Genomic DNA, 20,310 nt, shown 5'->3' on the forward strand with positions numbered 1-20,310 from the left:
ACATTGCCTGATATTTTCAAATTCACGTAAAAATGAAAGCAGACAGACATGTCACATATACCCGTCTGCTTTCATTTTACTTTTTCTTAATAATAAACCAATTTTTCGCGCCCATAATAAATACAATTAATAAACAAATTAATCCAACAACATGAAACAGTACAGCTTTTGTCAGTCCTCCAAGTATAATACCAATTAAACCCGCTACAAAAAACGGTGAGTATTTTTTATTTAGAGTCACTTCAACGTGGTCTCCATCGTGAACAGTCAAAGAATCACTGAAAAAAAAGCTCTGATTAACTGTAATCTCTGCTGTATCTTCTGGAACAGCTGCAACAAATACTTCATTATTCTTTAGTTTCCCCTGTGTTTCTCCATTCACATTAACCTTTATACTGGACAACGCGCCAAGTGAGCCTGTATTTCTGCTGACTTGAACCTCCATCTATGTACTCCTCCCAGCTTTTTTTCATTAGAATATACCTGGGATATTAACACAAAATCTACTGAAGGAACAGGTACGTTTGAACTGATTTATCCGTTTAATTAAAAAAGAGAAAACCGTTCTGCTAAAAGGACGGCTTTCTCTTGAAAAGAAAAAGCTGCTGGATCATTCATCTGTCAAAAGAAACAACCTCTAGCCTTCTGACTGCATCGCTTCCTGTTTTGTATGTTCCACTGTGCCAAATGGATGATGGGGCGGTGCATAAATTGTATATAGCTTTAGAGCTTCATCCCCTGTATTTGTTATATTATGCCATGTGCCAGCTGGAACCATAATAGCACTGTCCTCTTCCACATGCCGCTGAATGGTCAGGTTATCTTGCCGATTGCCCATCTGTACAGTTCCTTCTCCTTCTTCAATCCGTAAAAATTGGTCTGTATCCGGATGTACTTCTAAACCAATATCGCTTCCTACGGGAATACTCATCAATGTAACCTGCAGATGCTCTCCTGTCCATAATGCGGTACGGTAATTTGTGTTTGCTTCTGCAGCATTTTCAATATCAATAACGAATGGATTTCCACCATAATCAGTAACCCGGGAATACATTCCAGAGCCCTGTTGAGGTTCTAAATACCCTGCTAAATAATTCGCAATTTGATAATCTGTCATTGCAAGCTGGTAAAGCAGCTGCCGGGAGTGAGGCTCATTTATCTGCTCACTTTTATGATAGTTTTCTTCATAACTTTGCCGTGCATGCTCATAAACAGATACAATACTCCCATTTTCTTCTTGCTTATACGCTGACTGCCGTGTATCTATCTGCTGTCCGGTGAAATACTGATAAACCTGCTCCAGGCTTGCTGCTATTTGATTTTTAGATTGTACTGCATACATTATTCCCTGTCCGGAGGCGTCCTGTCTGAACGGCTCCAGTACTTGAAAATACATAGGAATTAACGAGGCTTCACGCTGCAGTGTTTCCTCTACCATATTAGCTGTCTGTTCATCATAGGCATTTCCCTGATTTAAATTTGGATTCATTCGATTCATTTGCTGCTGATACAAAGGATTATAATACATTTTGGTTTGTTACCTTCCTTTCCTTAATCTCTTATCAGCATATGACTATAAATTAAAAATGGAACCCAGAAAAATTGAATAATCAAGGCATAAAAAAAGAGAAGAGAGCTTCAAATATCTTCTCTCTTCACATCTTTATTAGCCTCGTTTTAAATATTTAAGAGCTTAAAAATCCTTCTTCTCTGCTGCAATCATTAAAAACATCGGCCTGCGGAATTCATGCTTCATTTCTGGTATCTCTTTTAGCATCTCCTCAGATGGTACAGATTCTTCCACACGTAAAATCTCAAAGCCAGTTTGTATTAAATCATTCATAAACGTAGACACAGTACGATGATACTTTATCACCGTTTCATTTAAAAAAGATGCTTCCCGCTTTCCTTCTATTTGATAATTATCTACCGGCCAATACAAAGGCTCATTATCCGTTTTATCATAAATCCAGTCCTGTTCTTTTCTTGCTGTAAAAATAGGGTGCTCTATAGAAAAAACAAAGCTTCCACCCGGCTTTAAAACCGTATTAACCTTTTTACAGACACTCTCAAATGATTCGATATAATGAAGTGCTAATGAACTGATGACAATATCCATAGATGCTTCAGGGAAATCCATATCCTCAATAGCCTGATGCAGATATCTAATACCGGAATCATTGGTCAGTTTTTTTGCGTGTGTAAGCATCTGTTCTGATATATCAGTGCCCGTTACAGATTCTGCCCCCTGTTCTCTGGCATAGCGGCTGTGCCAGCCAAAACCGCAACCTAAATCTAAGACATTTTTCCTTTTGAAGTCTGGCAGCATTTCTTTTAAAATATGCCACTCCCCGGCTGCTTCCAGCCCTTTCTTAGACCGGTCCATTTCTGAGTATGCTTGAAAAAATTGATTATCATCGTATTTATTTTGTTTCATTGTTTTACTTCCTCTCTAGCGTAAAGTGCCACGCTATCAGTCTCTTCAAATAGACCCTTTATAACGTAAAAAAAGCATATCTTTTGAAAACATGCCTTGATATTGATAAAACTATGTAGTTCCTGACAGCAACCTTATTCAAATTTAAAACGCGATAAGGTATACCGTCAGAATGAATATCTTGAAAAATCCTTTTTGAAGATAATTTAACTCGAATCACTGAAGATGATGATATAGAGGATAAAGAGCAGCTATCACAAATTATAAAATTTTTTCATACCTGCAATGGTCATGATTGGTTCCTTTATAATCGTAGCCAAAACCCCTATAAATTTGATTAAGCTTTTTATTGCTTTCCACACAGTCTAAACGAATCCGGCGCATTCCTTGCGTTTTTGTATAAGCTTCCATCCATTCGACAATCGGTTTTCCAAGTCCCCGTCCGATATGATCATGATCTACTGACAGGCGATGCATATAAAATGCATCCTCGCTGGATTGCCCCCAGATATTCTTATCCCAAGGAGTCTGCATTTCGTTTAACGTAAATGTAGCAATAATCTCGTCTCCTTCTTTAACAACAAAGGTAGACCCGTCTTCAATAGACTGCCTTACTTCTGGATCTTCCTCGTCCTGGTCAAGGAACTCCCACTGTTTTAAACGGCTTTTCTTTAACCATGTGGTTACACCTTTTAACAGCCGGAGTATGGACTTCATATCTTCTTTTTCCGCAACATACACATGCAAGTCTTGGTTAATGGATCCAACTTTTTCTGACATAAATCTACCTCCTTATCTCCTTTGCTATATATTCGACATAAAATTAAGAAATTCCTTCTTTTCATATAAAAAATTAATATTTCTATTCTAATTTTTTGTTTACTACTCCGCAGTCTGCTGACTAATCCCTGACTTTATTACGAAATTCAATTTGCTTAACGATACAAAACTTTACAATCTTTGATCTTGCTCCCTCTCTCATATCCATAAACTGCAATGCAGTTTTGTAAAATTGATTATGCTGTTTCATAACGTTAACAATTTTTCCTTTAAATTCCACTTTCTCCTGCTCAGTACCTGTCTTCAAGTATAATATACCTTTCACCGCTTCTCCTTCTTCCAGTATTTTAGACTCGGAAAGAAAAGCTGCTCCACCCCCGCTGATATCGTGGGTAGTAATGTTCAGTTTATCCCCTTCCTCTTCATTTGAATCTTTAGCAGGAGGCAATACCAAAGTCATTTCTACAGCTGCCTTCACCCGGAAAAATTGTCTTCTTTGTACTACTTTTATGGAATCCCTCGATGGTTTCGTCATTATTATTTTCCCATTATCATGACGATTTATTCTTGAGCCAAAACTGCACAGCCCTTTTTGATCATCATGAAAATAAACAGTAACATCCATGTCATTTTCAACAAGCATGGGTACATTCTGTTTATTTGCAGGTCTTTGAATCAGCAAATCCGTTTCATGTCGTATGAGCTGAGTGAAATAAGTTTTTTTATCTGATGTTAAAATCTCCAGCATCTGACCATCCCAGAATTCCGTATACTTTTGTTGGTCCATAACAATTAACCCCTTCTCTCCCTATATTTAACTGTCCATCCATTCATTTTATGTAGCTTCTCCGAGAAAAATTTCAAGCCATAACGAAAACCAATTTTTTGTATTTTTATAGTTCCTTCAAAAATAAATTCTTCAAAAAATAAATAATATGTCATTATATATTATAATCCTCGTTTAAAATTAGGTCTTTAGACAGGACTACTATTACCTAATTATAACGTTTTTTTAGAATTTTTGTAATGATAATTCTAATTTTTATTATTAATTTTTAGATAAAATATTGTCTGTTTATTAATAACGAATTAAATTCTAGTATTATTGGTGTTATTGTTATGGCTGTCGTAACGTATATACTAGAGGTATAAGAAGTGAAAAATGATAAAAAGATTGGTAGTGATCATTATGAAGAATAAAGTACTGTTTAGAGCTGATGATTTAGGGTATTCAGAAGCAGTAAATTACGGTATTGAAAAATCTGTCAAGGATGGTTTAATTTCCAGTGTCGGAATCATGGTCAATATGCCTGCCACACAACATGGAGTAGATTTAATCAAAGAAGAGTCTATTGCATTCGGCCAGCATACAAATATTTGCGCCGGCAGGCCTTTGGCTGATCTGGAAAAAATTCCGTCTTTAGTATCAGAAAATGGTTATTTTAGGTCCTCCAAAGAATATCGTGTAGCAAAAAAAGACTTTGTTGTATTCGAAGAAGCACTGATTGAAATTGAAGCGCAATATGATAAGTTCATCGAATTATTCGGCAGGAAACCGGATTATTTTGAGGGACACGCTATTGCAAGTGATAACTTTTTTAAAGCATTAGAGTTTTTTGCTAAGAAACATGGATTAACTTATTCTGGACTACCAGCAGGGTCCAACCCAAATAATCTTACCAGTAACGATTCCTTTATTATGGTAAATGGCACGAAGGTATATCTGATGATGGAAAGTATGCAAGCAGATTATAACCCTTATCATTCTTTAGAAAAAATGCTGGATAACCTGCATGAGGATGGTGTGGATATGCTTATTTTTCACCCCGGCTATCTAGATGATTATATTTTAAATCATTCTTCACTGCTGATTCCCCGGACACAGGAGGTTGCTATGCTGACGAATAGCCGCATCAAAGAACTGCTGGCTAATAAGCATATTGATTTAATTTCTTATAAAGAGCTGTAATTAGCACGAAAAAAGCTTCTCCAGCGGTTATGGAAAAGCTTTTTTCTATTTAACTGCCTTATCAATCTACTACAATATATGTCACCTTAACTGGCCCATGGACGCCAACAATCAGATTCATTTCAATATCAGCACTATTACTCGGTCCTGTGACAAAACAAACACTTGAAGGAGGGATAGTGCCATTTTCATTGTCCTGGTGAATCCTGGCTGCTGCCTGGGTCATTCTTGGCACGATGGTTTCTTTAGGAATAATGGCAATATAGCATTTCGGCATTAAGCTGATGGATCTGCCATTATCCTTATTTGTCATTAAAGCAACCGTTCCCGATTCTGCAAGGGTGATATCACTAAAAGAAATGCCGACGTCTGTCCTCTCCGCAATTACTTGGTTTTCCTTGCCAAGACTTGCGTCCCATACATGGACATCAAACTCTTTTGCAAATTCCTTATAAGCCTTGTCCAACCCATATTCCTGGTTACGTTTATCATTCGATGCGATAATAGACACTGCATCATAACCATCCAAAACCTTTTTCAAAGCCTCCTGCAAATCACTCTTTTCTGTACGAACAAAATCGGTATGAATGACTTTGCAATGTTCTTTTAATACTTCAATCAGCTGTTCTGCAGAGTAATCTTTAAAAACTTCATGCTGTGGCTGAACACTGTATTCCGGTCTTGTCACTCCTTCTCTTTTTTGCGGACGGCCAAGGTTTGCAGCTAAATTACTTAAAAAGGAGTCACGATTTTGAATAGTCATTATGCTTCTCCCCCTTTTTGACGTTTATTCCACCAGCTGCGGAAGGATTGCTTAGCAGGTGCAGGGAAGTCACGGACATCTGTCCATCCTTTTAATGGGCCTGGTCCGTTTTCAACATACTCATCCTTTGTCCAAGGCTTTAATGCTGTTCTTGCTACTTTGGTGCTTAATTTATACGCAGCCGGGTTCGATGCCCATTGTGCAAAACCTTTCATCATGATTTTTTCAGAAGCAGGAGATTTTTTCTCTTCTTCCACAATAATTTCACGGTGGCGAATTAACTGTTCATGCAAAGGAATTTTTACAGGGCATGCTTCCGTACAGGCTGCACATAAAGAGGATGTATATGGCAATTCTTTATGATCCTCATAGCCGTCCAGAAGTGGAGTTAATACTGCCCCAATCGGTCCCGGATAGATCGAGTTATACGCATGTCCGCCGACATGGCGATACACCGGACACACATTAATACAAGCTGCACAGCGGATACAATGAAGTGCAGACTGAAATTCTGTTCCCAGGATTTTAGAACGTCCATTATCCACAATCACCAGATGATAATCATCCGGGCCGTCGATTTCCTCTTCCAAGCGCGTCCCTGTAATGGTTGTGATATAACTGGTCAGCTTCTGCCCGACAGCAGCTCTTGTTAATAAGCTGACTAATACTTCCATGTCCTCCCAGGTTGGAACGAGTCTCTCCATCCCCATTACACTGATTTGTGTATCAGGAAGGGAAGTAACCATTTCCGCATTTCCTTCATTGGTTACCAATGTAACAGAACCAGATTCTGCAATCGCAAAGTTGCAGCCGGTAATCCCGACATCCGCAGTTAAGAAATCCTGCCTCAGCTGTTCTCTGGCAAAGGAAGCCAGTTCCTCCGGTGTATCTGATTTATCATAGCCTTTTTTATCTTGAAAGGTATTTTTGATTTGCTGCCTATTTTTATGCAAAGCCGGGGTGACGATATGTGATGGAGGATCTTCATCTAATTGCAGAATCCATTCCCCTAAATCCGATTCGACTACCTCTGCTCCGATTTCCTCTAATGTTTTATTTAAACCAATTTCTTCGGTAACCATAGATTTGGTTTTCACAACTTTTTTCGCGTTTTTCTTTTTGACGACATTTTCAATATAAGTATTCGCTTCCTCTGCCGTCTCCGCAAAAAAGACATTACCGCCGCGTTTTTCCACTTCCTCACTGAGCTGATACAAATAATAATCAATGTTTTCTAATGTATGGGACCGTATTTCCTCACCAAGCTGGCGCCAATCCTCCCAATTGCCGAGCTCTTCCGCCTGCGTCAGGCGGCCATTCCGGAACCTTCCTTGTGCAGAAGAAACAGCCTGCCGCATAAAATCATTGTCAATCCCTTTTCCAATCCGTTCTTTATAAGGAGCTTCGCTAATTTTTATGCTCATGCGGTTACGCCTCCTTGCTCTTTGACATGTGTATTTAAAATTTCAGTGATATGCATGACTTTTACATTTTTACCTTCTCTGCGCATACGTCCGCCGATATTCATCAGACAGCCCATATCTCCGCCGACAAGGTATTCTGCTTCTGTTTCCGATACATGCCGGGATTTTTCTTTTACCATTTCACCAGATATATCTGCATTTTTCACAGCAAATGTACCGCCAAACCCGCAGCAGTCCTCTTTTACCGGCAGTTCAACAAAGTCAATTCCTTTGACATTTTTAAGCAGCTTCGTCGGCGCTTCCTTTACTCCTAAAATACGGGTCATATGACAGGATGGATGATAGGTTACCCTTCCCTCAAAGGTAGAACCGACATCAGTTATCCCTAATACATCCACGATAAACTGTGTTACCTCATAGGATTTATTAGCCAGGTCAATCGCCGGCTGTTCCCACTCCGGGTCTCCTTTGAATACGTTCGGGTATTCTCGCAGCATACCGACACATGAACCAGACGGGCCGACCACATACTCCGAATCTTTAAAGGCCTTTATCATCTGCTTCATTGCTTTTTTCGCTTCACTCAGATAACCGCTGTTATATGCGGGCTGCCCGCAGCAGGTTTGAGCTGCCGGGAAATCTACTTCACAGCCCAGCCGCTCTAATAATTCCACCGTATTCTTACCTACATCTGCAAAAACAATATCACTTACACATGTAATGAACAAAGATACTTTCATTTTTTCCACCTCTTCTATTGATACCGGACATGAACGAGGTACTTAATTTTTATCAAGCTCCTGAAACAGCAACTGCTCTACATTCTCCAAATGCTCATACATTTTTTCTCTTGCCTGGTCCGCCTGCCTGTTTTTAATTGCTTGATAAATACGTTCATGCTCTTCATATAAAATATGTGACCGGTCTTCTGTATATAATAATATCCGACGTGCTTCCCGAATCGTCTCTGACATTAATTCGGAAACACTGCCCATTAAATGAATCAATAAATTCATCTGCGTTGCCTGAGCAACAGCCAGATGGAAATCGGTATCTGCCTGCTCAGAAAGCTGATCATTCCCTTTTGCATCCGCCATCAGCTGTAACGCCGCTTCCATTTTCTCAAGGTCCTTGTCCGTATAGCTCTCTGCAGCATATGCGGCAGTGCCAACTTCTAAAATTTTGCGGACCTGATATAATTCTTTGACGTCATTCTGTTTCATTAAAAATGCCGTGCTGACTGGCAGGGTGAAAAGCTCTGCATCAAACGCTTTGACATAGGTGCCTTCTCCCTGCCGCATTTCCACCAGCCCCATGGAGCGGAGTCCGCTGAGCGCCTCCCTGATGGCGGAGCGGCCGACTCCGAAGCTTTTTGCTAATTGTTCTACAGAATCCAGCTTATCACCTGACTTCAGCCTTCCGTCCTTAATCATGCCAATTAAGGAATCTGCTACTTGCTCATATATTTTTTCGGTTTTTATACGCTTATATTCCATCATGTCAACTCCTCTAGTACGTGAATCTATTTTAATTCATTCCCAGAGGTTTTTAAAGCCCATCAGCTTATCAGTCGAAGAATTGAATAGCAATAAACCCAGCCAATCCAATCATCAATCCATAGACAACGGCGGGAATCAGCGTTTTCCGAATAATATCCCCTTCTTTACCGCTCAAGCCAACGACCGCGCTTGCTGCAACGACATTATGCACACAAATCATATTTCCCGCTCCAGCTCCCATTGTTTGGGCAGCTAAAACCGTATTTATATCTAAACCCAATTGATTTGCTACGCTGTATTGAATAGGTGAGAAAGTTAATGTAGAAACCGTCGCACTTCCAGTAATAAACGATCCTAACTCTCCTAAAAAGGGTGCGACAAACATCCACATAAACCCTAAATGCTCCGCCATGCTTACGGCGATATACTGCGGCATGCTGATTAAATCTTCTGTATTTATTCCCGAATTTGTAAACACATGCACCATCGCTAACGTTGCCACTAAAGCAATCGCGGTTGACCGCATCGTCATCAGAGAATCCTTGGATGCACTAAAAAACGTGCCAATTGATTTTCGATGAACAAATACAGATAAAACTGCCGCAAATGTTAGAATTGTTCCTGGCGAATATAAAAACTCCCAGGCAGAGTCCACACCTTCTACACCAAAAATAGTTGTCCAAGAGAAATCAATGGCTGTCTGTGTGAACTCCTGCAGCCAAGGTATAATCCTGGTCATTAACAACAAGGCAACGACAATAACATAAGGTGTCCAAGCCGCCCCTATGCTCATCTTTGACTTCTCCGTTTTTACTTCAAAACCAGGGCGCAGCGCCTCTTTCCATGTCGTTTTTGGTAACAGCCAGCCTTTTTTAGCTGTGATTGTTGCTACTACCAATCCAGTTAAAGATGCTAAAATAGAGATAAATTCCTGACCAAATACCGAAGCATAGAATAAAGCAGACAACGTATAAGTAAACCCTATAAGAATGGTCCACGGAAGCATCGGCAAGACATACTTAAACCCTCTTTTTTTACCAAAAAATAAAGTCATAATAACAATGACAATAAACGGTATAAATGATCCGGCGAATATATCTAACGTGGTTATCCGCACTCCAATTGCATTAAAGAACTCCGCATCTGCCCCCGGAATATTACTTAACCCTACTGCCAAAGGTGTCCCTACAGCTCCAAAAGCCACCTGTGTGCTGTCTGCAATCAACGCCAATGTCGCAGCAACAATCGGACGAAATCCTAAAGCTACCATTAATGGAGCTGTAACCATTGCCGGAGTTCCGAACCCGGCTGCCCCTTCAATCACTCCGCCAAATAAAAAAGCAACAATGACAACCTGAACACGCATATCTTCAGAAATGCTCTGAAAACCTTGATTGATTCTGTCCACTGCTCCTGTTTTGCGAAGTGTATCCAGTAAAACTAATGCCCCAAATAAAATCCATAGAATCGTTAATGTTTTATGGGCCCCTTGAAAAATCGATGATAGAATAACATTTCCTTCCATCCCCCAAAAAATCATAGCTATTGCAATAACGATTGCTGCGCTTAACGACATCCCCTTCATTGCCGGCATACGTAACAGAACTAAAAACACAAACGGCGCAATGATTGCACTTAAAGCTAATAATAAATACAAACGAATCCCCCCTTGCCGCTCTTCTAAAACGCTTTCATTAGATATGTATAAGTAAGGTCATCAGATGACCTTACTTATACATAGTACTTTATAATTCTATTGATGACAAGATAAAATTATAAATTTTTCCCGAAAACATATAAAAGCAACATGTGGTACCAATTCTAGTGCTTATTTTTTAAATAGTTGGGTAAATAATCTATAATTTACAATTTTATTATGTTTTTCCAATATTAACTATGATATAATTAACAATTTTATGATTCTTCGAGAAAGATATTGCCATCACATATCTTTTGTTGTAATCTAATTTAATTATTCAGAATTTTTATAATTATACATCATTTGCATGTTAGATTCTTAGTGAAATAGTCCAAGAGAATGTTCAACTATTTACTAACAGATTTGCTGAAGCGAGTAACCACGCCCCCCCAGTATCCAATAATAAACAGCTCAGGAATTTCCGTTTAAAAAACTATTCATGGTGCGGGGCACTAGCCGACTATTTCTTATCTGTCAATTTTGCGAATACATCTATTAAATGAAACATAATAAATAAGGGGCAGAAATTTTACGATTTTTCGAGGAAGGATTGTATTAATGAAAGATGTCGTTATTGTCATTCCATCTTTAGAACCCAGTGAAAAATTATTAACATTACTATCTTCTATACGAAACTTACAACCTGAATTGCCAATTGTTACTGTTAATGATGGGAGTCCCTCAATGTATGACAAAGTATTTAAAAAAGTTGAAAACGCGTATAAAAGTAAAGTGTTAGTACATAGATTCAATATGGGAAAAGGCACTGCATTAAAAACAGCCTTTCGCTATATATTAAATTATATTCCTGAGGCAAAGTATATCGTAACTATTGATTCTGATGGCCAACATAACTATTCGGATATGATGCATTGTATTCAATCAGCAAAACAGCACCCCGGTTCTTTGGTGTTGGGAACTCGAAATTTTGATAATAATGTACCTTTAAGAAGTAAGCTGGGAAACGTATTGACCAGAAATATCTTTCATCTGACAACAGGTATTAACATTACAGATACACAAACTGGGTTACGCGTTATTCCCAGAAGGTTTATAGACAGCTTATTAAAAGTAAAAGGGGATCGCTTTGAGTATGAAATGAACATGTTAGTGGAAGCTAAAAAAAGAAATTGGAAAATATACTCTCAGCCGATCAGTACGATTTACATTGAAGATAATGCTTCTTCCCATTTTCGTGCAATCAGAGATTCTATAGCAATATACTGGATTTTTATTAAATATCTGCTGTCTTCCGTCACATCATTCTTAGTAGATGTAGCAGCATACGCTATATTAATTCGTCTGCTTGCTCATATAAGTTTATCTTCCATCATGGCAGCTTCTGTGCTGGCAAGAGCGATATCATCCATTTTTAATTATTATGTAAATAGAGAACTGGTTTTTACTCAACGTACAAAACACAGTTTTTTTAAATACTTTGGATTAGTAATCTGTCAAATTACTGCTTCTGCTTTACTAGTCTATTTGTTACATTTACTATTGCCTGTTATCAGCACTGTTTTCTTAAAAATAGCAGTGGATAGTCTATTATTCTTTTTAAGCTTTTATATTCAAAAAAATTATGTCTTCAAAGGGGAAAAGTTATGAGGCGGCTGAAAAAATCCAAGAAAATCATTTACTTATTAGCCTTTCTTTTTTCTATTGTTTATCTTATCTGGCGAGCATTTTTCACCCTTCCATGGAGCGAATCTTTATTTGCGATTATTTTTGGCATTTTACTGCTGTTTAGTGAAGTTATTTCAAATTTTACTGCTGTTATTTTAATTTGGAGTAAGAATAGAGCTAAACAGGTTTTCAAGCCAAAGGTACCTTTCGAAGCTTATCCCGATGTTGATGTATTGATTGCGACTCATAACGAGGATGTTCCGTTACTATTAAAAACAGTTAACGCTGCCTGCAATATGAAGTATCCTGATAAATCAAAAGTTCATATCTATATTTCCGATGACACAAATCGGAGGGAAGTGAAAGCTTTAGCTGACAAGTTTCATATCGGTTATATTGGCTTGGAAGAAAATGAACATGCCAAATCAGGAAACTTAAATAATGCTTTGGCTCATACTTCATCACCTCTAGTAGCCACTTTTGATGCAGATATGATACCTTACTCTGATTTTCTATTAGAGACTGTTCCATACTTTGTTGAAAACGAAAGAGAACGAAAAGAAGTTGAAGACGTTAAACCTTTAGGGTTTGTTCAAACCCCGCAAAGTTTTTATAATGCAGACTTATTTCAATTTAATCTTTTTTCTGAGGCATCCATCCCTAATGAACAAGATTTCTTTTCAAGAGAAATCAACGTTCTCAATAATGCGCATGATGCTGCCATTTATACGGGGTCAAATACAGTTATTTCTAGAAAGGCTATCGAGGATGTTGGCGGTTTTCCAACAAATACGATTACAGAAGACTTTCAACTGGGGGCACAAATCAATAGCGCAGGGTATAAGAGTATCTCAACATTGGAGCCTATGGCAAGCGGTCTCACACCAACAGATATCCCTAGTATTTTAAAGCAGCGCATCCGTTGGGGGCGCGGAGTTGTCCAAAGTACGGAATTTACGTTTAATCACAAATAAAAACCTTTCTTTTCAACAAAAGCTGGTTTTCTTAAATGGCTATCTGTATTGGTGGGCGTTTATTCGTCGCTTAATATACATATTGGCGCCAATCCTATTTGCTGTATTTGGAATTATGGTGGTCGATGCAAACTTTTGGGTGCTTTTATTATTTTGGCTGCCCAGCTATTATTTTTTACATTTATGTATGCAGGATCTTTCCAGCGATATTCGGACACAACGTTGGGGAGAGGTTCAAGAAACTATTTTTGCGCCTTTTCTCTTCATCCCTGTGCTCCTTCAATCTATTGGAATCAAAGAGACCAAATTTAAAGTGACTAATAAAGCCGCTTCTCAATCTAAAAAAGATTTATTATATATTATTCCGCATGCTGTATTACTAGCATTATCAATTATCGGATTAATACAATTTAACACAGGAAAATATGGTTCGGAGATATTTTATGGCAGTGTTATTACTTTTTGGCTGTTTACAAATATATTTAATTTAACATTTTCTGTTCTTTTCTTTTTAGGACGTCCCATTTATAGAAAAACAGAACGCTTTTTAGCCAATAATACGATTAAAATGATATATGACAATCAAGAATATAATTTATACACAAAGAATATTTCTGAGAATGGACTATCTTTTGCAGCAAATGAACCGCTCTACTTTCCTGAAAATGCTTTATTACAATTTGTAGTAGCTAAAGATGATTGCACAGCTCACCTGGAAGGAAAAATTGTTCGAGTAGACTCATATACAGATGAATGGATTTACGGAATTCAGCTGGAAGAAATCCCCGAAGAAGAATACTTGCAGTACTTACAAATTATTTATGATGGTTTCAATCGGAGTCTTCCTCAATTCCGCGATCCATGGGAAACACCATTTGATCGTTTCTTTAATAATATCCAGCGCAGATTAAATAATGTTGGAAAAAAAGCTTATGTAACAGAGAAATTTGCCAAGCTTCGAATGAATGAGTTAATCCATTTACACGATTTTGATATATTATTGCAAAGTTTCAGCTTTGAAAAGCTGACTATCGCTTCATCTGAAAATCTGGCTTCTGTAAAGGAAATGACGCTGAATTTACATGGAGTTATATTCCATCTAAAGCTTATAAATCAAAAAGATAATGCTTCCTATGAATATAGAGTTGAAAACATAACAGAATTAGTAGAAACTCCTGAATTAAAACGTTTAGTTAAGAATTGGGTTCAACAGGGAGGTGAAATCGATGACATTGGTTCTAACAGTTATTCGCATTAGTTTCCTTATCTTCTCATTGTATGGTTATGCAGTTTTTTTTGAAAAAAAACTGCATTTCCATAATAAAGTCAGTTGGATGGCAGCCTGCACATGGATTATTTTAGTATTATACATAATGGCCTATTTTGGCTGGCTTTACTACTCTGGAATTGGGCTATTTATCATCGGATGCATATCAGCTATTTACTATCTTTATCAAAAAAGAAGAGAAGGTAATTTAGGAATTCCTAAATTAAATACATTAACACTCTGGCTGACTTTTTATTTTTTAATGTTCTCATTAACATTGCTACACACTAGCTTAGAACATTATGATAACTTTTCTCATTGGGCATTAATAGTAAAATTTCTTTATACAGAAGGCAGTCTGCCAACAGCAAATGATGCTATTATCGGTTTCACCTCTTATCCAATGGGCAGCTCTCTATTTGTTTATTATGCAACTTTAATCGGCGGATTTGATGACAGTATCATGCTGATTGGACAACTTCTTTTGTTATTCAGCTGTATATATGCACTATTTGCTGTCGTACGCGATGAAAGAAGAGTATTAATTATTACAATGATGTTCTGTACTATCGCTATTTTTAATTACTTTAATATTGCCATTCGGATGAATAATTTACTAGTAGACTTTATTCTTCCAATGCTTACATTAGCTGGGATAGCAGGCATCTACCGAATGCAGCGAAACTTATCACAAATCTCCACCTTTCTCTTTTTAATCGCTGCCTCATTGAGCCTTGTCAAAAGCAGTGCTATGTTTTTTGCAGTTATTTTAATTATCTATTACTTGTCTCGGGTTATAATGATGTGGCGATTTCGTAAAAGTAAACTTTTATTATTAGGAATAACACTAATTACGATAATTTGCTCCTTATTACCATCAGTTATTTGGAATGCGCATGTTAAAAATACCTTTCCTGAGTCTAAACACGAGGTTAGTGTACCGGCTTATCAACAAATTTTTGGCAACAAAGATTTTTCTATTATAAAACAAATTACTGATTTATTTATTTCTACAATCGCTGATATAAGTACGATTTCCACACAAGGCATTCTTTTGGTTAATCTAGTAATGTTTACTATTTTTATTATTATTCGTTTTGGAATGAAGCGGAAAAATAGTTTATTTCGCTATCTCCTTATTATAAATATTGTTATTATAATTTATTATATTGGGATTTATTTGATGTTTTTATTCTCTATGCCTACAGAAGAAGCTCTGTATTTAGCTGGATTTGATCGCTACGCCTCTAGTATCATTATTTTAGCTTTAGGAGTTTGCATGATGGTTTTAGCTAGAGAAATTGATTATTCTTTCTTTGAGCAAACGATTGAAGCACGTTCATTCCGGAGCTTCAAAAGCTTACGTACGAAAAAGTGGTACCAATATACTACATTAATTCTATTATTTTTCGCAACGTTGCTCCTGCTTTCTGAAAACAACGGGATGAGATACAATAACATTCACTTTTTCAACTCAACACCCTCTGTGTTTTCAAATGTCACGGACAACCAAATGACTTTGAATCAAACACATTTTCTAGTTGTTACCCCAGACAAAGAGGCTGTTGACAGTTATTTAGTAAACTTTGTTGGAAGATATTTTTTATATTCTCCAAATGTGGAGGGTAAAGAAGATTTTATTATGGATGATCAGCCCTTTATCGATTTACTAAATGAGTGAATTTCATAATTCAAAGCCCTTGTGTCCCAAGCTTTTTGAAACATAAAAAAAGAAGTACCTCCCCAAATCTTGTATAATGGTAGTTACCCAGAAAACCATAAAAAGACTGGAGGAGTACTTCTTATGACCATTATACGACAACCGAGTCTATTTGGCATCCAAGAATTATATGACATGGAACCTACTCAAAAATATGAAGCGATTATTTCAGCGATTGATCTGGATCGTATTTATCATGCGATTAATAAGAAATCCCGGCTTGGAGCGCCTGTTGAGCTAAATTATGCAGGGATGATTATTTCCTTTTTTATTCGCTACATCGAGCGTATCCCAACCATCAAAGACTTAATCAAGCGTCTAAATGATGACTTTATCTTTAAAATGAACTGCGGATTTCTTGTTTCCGATTCTACACCATCAGAAGCTGCTTATTCCCGCTTGGTAACGAAATTGAGTGAATCAGATATTTTAGAAAAATCCTTCGAAAGCGTAACGCTGGCAGCCGTCACCGAAGGGTTTATTGTCGATGAAGTCATTGCCATTGATGCAACCCATTTTGAAGCACGAGATAAGGCATCTGCCAAAAAAGAAGAAAAATCAGAAACTACGCCAAAAAAGCGCGGACGCAAATCCAAAGAAGAACGCGAACAGTACCTTAAAGACCAAGCGGAAAAGGAAGCAAACCTGCCATTGTATGAAAAGAAAATCGAAGCACAGTTAGACGTTCCGTTAGACATCTTGCGTGCAGAAGTGCCAATAGCCCCCAAATGGGGTGTGAAAAAGAATGCAGATGGTAAAAATGAATACTGGTTTGGCTATAAAGCCCACCTCGCAGTTGGTGCCCCAACCTGTTTGCGAGAACATTCCTATAAATATGACAGCTTTGATCCAAAATACGAAACATTGAAATATACCAGACCAAAGGAATGCAGCGACTGTCCCCTTGCGAATGAAGGTATCTGTCAAAAAGTGTATAAAATCAAGATAACTACCGATTTAAGAAGGTATACCGCACCAGCACGAGGATCAAAAGCTTGGAAAAATATTTTCAAACAACGGACAGCAGTAGAACGTGTTAATGCTTATCTGAAAGAGTTCTATCAGCTAAACAATGTTCGTTATCGCACTGGAAAGCGTGCAAAAGTTCATTTTGACATGGTCGCTTTGATTTATAATGCTTCCAAATTAGCTGCGGATCGCATCCAAGCGGAGCTTATTCAACAACAATAAGCTGCATAATTTTTGTTTTTTAAAATACACTTTCGAAAATTCTGCTCGTCTTTGTATTTTTAAAAAGAGCAATTATGAAATTCATTCAAATAATTACGAAAAAATTGTTATTTTAGAAGACCATTATACTTTTAATGCTATGACAGAGAAATTATTTGATAAAAAATTGAAACCTGGTATATATGATACTGAAGATATTATTGGAAATCAGGAACTTAATAATAAAAATTGACATTCATTAATAAACCAAGCAATTGAGTAAAATCAACAGCTTGGTTTATTAATATAATAGTTTAAAACACATAAGCCTTATAGATTCATCCTATTATTTGCTGCTAATTATATACAAAATCGCAACATCTCACCCAAACCCTTCTCCACAAAAGCAGGAATATCTCTTTTCTGAACAGCAGCCAATTCTTTCAGTGTATAGCCTTCCTCTAAAAGAAATTTCATCAGCTTTCGCCCTGCATAGTAGGCCTCTCTCTTATTCCCTGTTGTCCCCACACTAAAAGTAAAGCGAATCAGTTCTTCATTATCCGAACTGTCCAAATACGGCATCACAGGCATTTATCCACTCATTCTCTGCGTCCAAATAATCCTTTTTCTCTTTTCCAGGAATAAGTATTTTGCTTGTATGCATGGCAATGTCCTCTTCTAAAATCAGCTGTGCTACTGGTTGCTCCCAATCCAGCTTTAAAAAGTAGCTTATTTATAAATAAGCTGCTCTTCCAAATTTTTTAGAATGTATTTATAAACCTTCGCATATTAATTCTATAGCTTACAGAAAACGTTTACATCAGAACTTCTTCATTCTATTCAATTCTACATCGACTGTACATTATTTGTTCTGAAAGAGGTTGTGCCATGGCAAATATACATCAGGTTGCAAAACAGGCAGGTGTTTCCATTGCTACGGTTTCGCGTGTTTTAAATAACACATCCAAGGTCTCTGAGAAAACGCGACACAAGGTTGAAAAAGCCATTCGGGAGTTAAATTATGCTCCCAGTATGCTTGGCAGGAATTTACGAAACTCGGAAAGCAGATTACTTCTTGTTCTTATTCACACGTTCTCAAACCCTTATTACACAGAAATCATTAATGGGATTGAGGATTATGCCATAGAAAACAACTATAATATTCTGCTTTGCGAAACAGATGATAACCTGCAGCGGGAAGATATCTTTCTTCATATGGTTCGTAATAAATTGGCGGACGGTATTATTTCCATGAATCCTACCGTTCATGTTGATAAGCTGAAAGAGCTTTCTGAGTCCCATTCTATCGTGCTTTGCAGTGATTATTATGAAGATGCCAATATCCCTTATATTGCAATTGATAATACAGAGGCTGCTTATCGCGCGGTAAAGTATCTGATTACGATGGGAAATAAAAAAATCGGCTTGATCAATTTCAATGAAAATCTGCTCTATGCAAAGCAGCGGCGCATCGGATTTGAGAAGGCCTTAAACGAATTTCAATTGCCTATTTGTGACGAATGGATCCATTACACTGACGGACTCAGCTTCCAGGACGGTGTAGAAGCCATGCGGCGAATGCTGCGTTCTAAAAACCGGCCAACTGCTGTATTTATTATTTCAGACACTTTAGCGATTGGCGCTATCAAAGAATTACATGCTCAGGGCATTAAGGTCCCTCAAGAGATGGCGATTATCGGATTTGACAATATTGCTTTTTCCAGTATGACCACACCTGCCCTGACAACAGTTTCTCAGCCAAAATATCAAATGGGCTATCGTTCCGCAAAAATGGTCATTGACCGGATTCAAGGGCTGCCTGTTGAAAATGTCATCATGGATTATGAGTTGATTATTCGAGAATCAACATTGGGTTAGGAGGGATCTAAATGATTGTAGGAATTATTGGCTGCGGCTCGATTACACGCTTCAGGCATGCTCCCGAGTATAGAGCCAATCCATCCGTAAAAGAGATTGTTTTCTATGACAGAAATCCTGAACGCGCAGAGGAAATGAAGCAATTATTTGGCGGCAGAACCGCTTCGTCACTGGAGGCATTGCTTCAAGATTCGACCGTTGATGCCATTAGTGATTGCTCTTCCAATGAAGCGCATTATATCCACACTACAAAAGCTTTGCAAGCCGGCAAGCATGTTCTTTGTGAAAAACCAATTGCCGCCACTGTGGAACAGGCAGAAAAAATGGTACGTACTGCGAAGGAAACCGGAAAGCTATTAATGGTGGACCACAACCAACGCTTTACAAAAGCACATCAAAAAGCACGCGAAATCCTTCGAGCGAAAGAGCTTGGCGAGATTCTCTCCTTTCAGACAACCTTTGGGCATAGCGGCCCCGAAGATTGGGGAGCAACCAAATCAAAAGAAACCTGGTTTTTTAAAAAAGACCGTTCCCATTCAGGGGCTGCAGGAGATTTAGGCATTCATAAGCTGGACCTGCTCTTCTATCTGTTGGATGACGATATTACAAATCTCCATTCCTATACAGCTACCCTAGATAAAACAGATGAAAACGGTCAGCCTATCGAAGTAAATGACAATGTCGTCTGTATTTTAAAAACTGCTGGAGGAAGCATTGGTACTGCCACTTTCTCTTGGACCTATTACGGGGAAGAAAATAACTCTACAACGATTTACTGCCAGGAAGGAATTATGAAAATATACCAGGATAAACACTATCCACTTCTTATTGAAAAGAAAAACGGTGAAAACATTTACTATGCATTAGAAGGAATTCAAACCAATACGAATCAAACAAACTCCGGCGTAATCGATGCCTTTATCCATTGCATTCAAGAAGAAAAAAAGCCCATTGTCAGCGGAGAAGATGCATTAAAATCATTACGACTGCTTGAAGAAATTCTCCAGCAAAACGAGGAAAGGATGTAATGGATTTCATGAAAGCAGCTGATTTATCTCTCATAGGAAGGAAAGGAGGCGTTTTCCCCATCTATTTTATTTATTT

Annotated in this window: 19 protein-coding genes; 8 read left to right on the plus strand and 11 right to left on the minus strand. The window is 37.8% G+C overall.

Annotated features, from left to right (window positions below; all coding sequences use genetic code 11):
• Positions 1–76: 76 nt before the first annotated feature.
• The 5 genes from BN1068_RS20380 to BN1068_RS20400 form a co-directional block, all read right to left on the minus strand.
• Positions 77–445: a hypothetical protein gene (locus tag BN1068_RS20380; RefSeq protein WP_077604661.1), complete on the minus strand. Its 369-nt coding sequence runs from the start codon at positions 443–445 to the stop codon at positions 77–79.
• Between the two features lie 192 nt (positions 446–637).
• The gene (locus BN1068_RS24110; protein ID WP_254846842.1) at positions 638–1,528 is read right to left on the minus strand and encodes a cupin domain-containing protein; all 891 of its coding nucleotides are present in this window, start codon (positions 1,526–1,528) and stop codon (positions 638–640) included.
• A 165-nt stretch (positions 1,529–1,693) separates the two neighbouring features.
• Positions 1,694–2,437, minus strand: a complete 744-nt coding sequence (locus BN1068_RS20390) for a class I SAM-dependent methyltransferase (protein ID WP_077604662.1) — start codon at positions 2,435–2,437, stop codon at positions 1,694–1,696.
• 261 nt (positions 2,438–2,698) lie between these two features.
• On the minus strand, positions 2,699–3,217 hold the full coding sequence (locus BN1068_RS20395) for a GNAT family N-acetyltransferase (RefSeq protein WP_077604663.1): 519 nt from the start codon (positions 3,215–3,217) through the stop codon (positions 2,699–2,701).
• A gap of 121 nt (positions 3,218–3,338) precedes the next feature.
• A complete protein-coding gene (locus tag BN1068_RS20400; RefSeq protein WP_077604664.1) occupies positions 3,339–4,004 on the minus strand; it encodes a flagellar brake protein in 666 nt (221 codons plus the stop codon).
• Positions 4,005–4,406: 402 nt separating this feature from the next.
• On the opposite strand from BN1068_RS20400, the gene BN1068_RS20405 reads away from it, so the two are divergent.
• Complete coding sequence (locus tag BN1068_RS20405) at positions 4,407–5,186, plus strand: ChbG/HpnK family deacetylase (RefSeq protein ID WP_077605181.1); 780 nt, start codon at positions 4,407–4,409, stop codon at positions 5,184–5,186.
• Between the two features lie 61 nt (positions 5,187–5,247).
• Here the strand turns inward: BN1068_RS20405 and BN1068_RS20410 are convergent, their stop codons facing one another.
• The 5 genes from BN1068_RS20410 to BN1068_RS20430 form a co-directional block, all read right to left on the minus strand.
• Complete coding sequence (locus BN1068_RS20410) at positions 5,248–5,949, minus strand: LutC/YkgG family protein (protein WP_077604665.1); 702 nt, start codon at positions 5,947–5,949, stop codon at positions 5,248–5,250.
• Complete coding sequence (locus BN1068_RS20415) at positions 5,949–7,373, minus strand: LutB/LldF family L-lactate oxidation iron-sulfur protein (RefSeq protein WP_077604666.1); 1,425 nt, start codon at positions 7,371–7,373, stop codon at positions 5,949–5,951. The genes BN1068_RS20410 and BN1068_RS20415 overlap by 1 nt, the downstream gene beginning before the upstream one ends.
• Positions 7,370–8,113: a (Fe-S)-binding protein gene (locus tag BN1068_RS20420; protein ID WP_077604667.1), complete on the minus strand. Its 744-nt coding sequence runs from the start codon at positions 8,111–8,113 to the stop codon at positions 7,370–7,372. The genes BN1068_RS20415 and BN1068_RS20420 overlap by 4 nt, the downstream gene beginning before the upstream one ends.
• A 42-nt stretch (positions 8,114–8,155) precedes the next feature.
• Entirely contained in the window at positions 8,156–8,869 is a 714-nt protein-coding gene (locus BN1068_RS20425) for a FadR/GntR family transcriptional regulator (protein ID WP_042531843.1), read from the minus strand.
• A gap of 70 nt (positions 8,870–8,939) precedes the next feature.
• Positions 8,940–10,529, minus strand: a complete 1,590-nt coding sequence (locus tag BN1068_RS20430; RefSeq protein WP_077604668.1) for an L-lactate permease — start codon at positions 10,527–10,529, stop codon at positions 8,940–8,942.
• Between the two features lie 600 nt (positions 10,530–11,129).
• Between BN1068_RS20430 and BN1068_RS20435 the strand changes: the two genes are divergently transcribed.
• The 5 genes from BN1068_RS20435 to BN1068_RS20450 all read left to right on the plus strand — a co-directional run bounded on the left by BN1068_RS20435 (position 11,130) and on the right by BN1068_RS20450 (position 17,349).
• The gene (locus BN1068_RS20435) at positions 11,130–12,179 is read left to right on the plus strand and encodes a glycosyltransferase (protein ID WP_077604669.1); all 1,050 of its coding nucleotides are present in this window, start codon (positions 11,130–11,132) and stop codon (positions 12,177–12,179) included.
• Positions 12,176–13,171, plus strand: a complete 996-nt coding sequence (locus BN1068_RS23870; RefSeq protein WP_217697336.1) for a glycosyltransferase family 2 protein — start codon at positions 12,176–12,178, stop codon at positions 13,169–13,171. The genes BN1068_RS20435 and BN1068_RS23870 overlap by 4 nt, the downstream gene beginning before the upstream one ends.
• Positions 13,134–14,429, plus strand: coding sequence for a PilZ domain-containing protein (locus BN1068_RS23875; protein ID WP_217697337.1), 1,296 nt, complete (start codon positions 13,134–13,136; stop codon positions 14,427–14,429). Before BN1068_RS23870 ends, BN1068_RS23875 begins: the two co-directional genes overlap by 38 nt.
• Positions 14,398–16,119, plus strand: a complete 1,722-nt coding sequence (locus BN1068_RS20445) for a hypothetical protein (protein WP_077604670.1) — start codon at positions 14,398–14,400, stop codon at positions 16,117–16,119. The genes BN1068_RS23875 and BN1068_RS20445 overlap by 32 nt, the downstream gene beginning before the upstream one ends.
• A gap of 123 nt (positions 16,120–16,242) precedes the next feature.
• Positions 16,243–17,349 (plus strand): transposase, encoded by a 1,107-nt coding sequence (locus BN1068_RS20450; RefSeq protein ID WP_077603868.1) that lies wholly within the window; start codon positions 16,243–16,245, stop codon positions 17,347–17,349.
• 339 nt (positions 17,350–17,688) lie between these two features.
• Here the strand turns inward: BN1068_RS20450 and BN1068_RS20455 are convergent, their stop codons facing one another.
• Positions 17,689–17,913, minus strand: coding sequence for a hypothetical protein (locus BN1068_RS20455; protein ID WP_175637213.1), 225 nt, complete (start codon positions 17,911–17,913; stop codon positions 17,689–17,691).
• Between the two features lie 303 nt (positions 17,914–18,216).
• Here BN1068_RS20455 and BN1068_RS20460 point away from each other — a divergent pair, with 303 nt between their 5' ends.
• Both BN1068_RS20460 and BN1068_RS20465 read left to right on the plus strand, forming a co-directional pair.
• Entirely contained in the window at positions 18,217–19,206 is a 990-nt protein-coding gene (locus tag BN1068_RS20460) for a LacI family DNA-binding transcriptional regulator (RefSeq protein ID WP_042531836.1), read from the plus strand.
• Between the two features lie 11 nt (positions 19,207–19,217).
• Complete coding sequence (locus tag BN1068_RS20465; protein WP_175637214.1) at positions 19,218–20,234, plus strand: Gfo/Idh/MocA family protein; 1,017 nt, start codon at positions 19,218–19,220, stop codon at positions 20,232–20,234.
• Positions 20,235–20,310 lie beyond the last annotated feature (76 nt).

Origin of the sequence: Oceanobacillus sojae (assembly GCF_900162665.1) — a bacterium.
GTDB classification, from domain to species: Bacteria; Bacillota; Bacilli; order Bacillales; family Amphibacillaceae; genus Oceanobacillus; species Oceanobacillus sojae_A.

Excerpts from the sequence above, each read along its gene's own strand:
- BN1068_RS20415 (WP_077604666.1), bottom strand. The coding sequence starts at position 7,373 with ATGAGCATAAAAATTAGCGAAGCTCCTTATAAAGAACGGATTGGAAAA.
- BN1068_RS20435 (WP_077604669.1), top strand. The coding sequence starts at position 11,130 with ATGAAAGATGTCGTTATTGTCATTCCATCTTTAGAACCCAGTGAAAAA.
- BN1068_RS20405 (WP_077605181.1), top strand. The coding sequence starts at position 4,407 with ATGAAGAATAAAGTACTGTTTAGAGCTGATGATTTAGGGTATTCAGAA.
- BN1068_RS20420 (WP_077604667.1), bottom strand. The coding sequence starts at position 8,113 with ATGAAAGTATCTTTGTTCATTACATGTGTAAGTGATATTGTTTTTGCA.
- BN1068_RS23870 (WP_217697336.1), top strand. The coding sequence starts at position 12,176 with ATGAGGCGGCTGAAAAAATCCAAGAAAATCATTTACTTATTAGCCTTT.
- BN1068_RS20380 (WP_077604661.1), bottom strand. The coding sequence starts at position 445 with ATGGAGGTTCAAGTCAGCAGAAATACAGGCTCACTTGGCGCGTTGTCC.
- BN1068_RS20445 (WP_077604670.1), top strand. The coding sequence starts at position 14,398 with ATGACATTGGTTCTAACAGTTATTCGCATTAGTTTCCTTATCTTCTCA.
- BN1068_RS20450 (WP_077603868.1), top strand. The coding sequence starts at position 16,243 with ATGACCATTATACGACAACCGAGTCTATTTGGCATCCAAGAATTATAT.
- BN1068_RS20460 (WP_042531836.1), top strand. The coding sequence starts at position 18,217 with ATGGCAAATATACATCAGGTTGCAAAACAGGCAGGTGTTTCCATTGCT.
- BN1068_RS24110 (WP_254846842.1), bottom strand. The coding sequence starts at position 1,528 with ATGTATTATAATCCTTTGTATCAGCAGCAAATGAATCGAATGAATCCA.
- BN1068_RS20395 (WP_077604663.1), bottom strand. The coding sequence starts at position 3,217 with ATGTCAGAAAAAGTTGGATCCATTAACCAAGACTTGCATGTGTATGTT.
- BN1068_RS20410 (WP_077604665.1), bottom strand. The coding sequence starts at position 5,949 with ATGACTATTCAAAATCGTGACTCCTTTTTAAGTAATTTAGCTGCAAAC.
- BN1068_RS20390 (WP_077604662.1), bottom strand. The coding sequence starts at position 2,437 with ATGAAACAAAATAAATACGATGATAATCAATTTTTTCAAGCATACTCA.
- BN1068_RS20425 (WP_042531843.1), bottom strand. The coding sequence starts at position 8,869 with ATGGAATATAAGCGTATAAAAACCGAAAAAATATATGAGCAAGTAGCA.
- BN1068_RS20465 (WP_175637214.1), top strand. The coding sequence starts at position 19,218 with ATGATTGTAGGAATTATTGGCTGCGGCTCGATTACACGCTTCAGGCAT.
- BN1068_RS20400 (WP_077604664.1), bottom strand. The coding sequence starts at position 4,004 with ATGGACCAACAAAAGTATACGGAATTCTGGGATGGTCAGATGCTGGAG.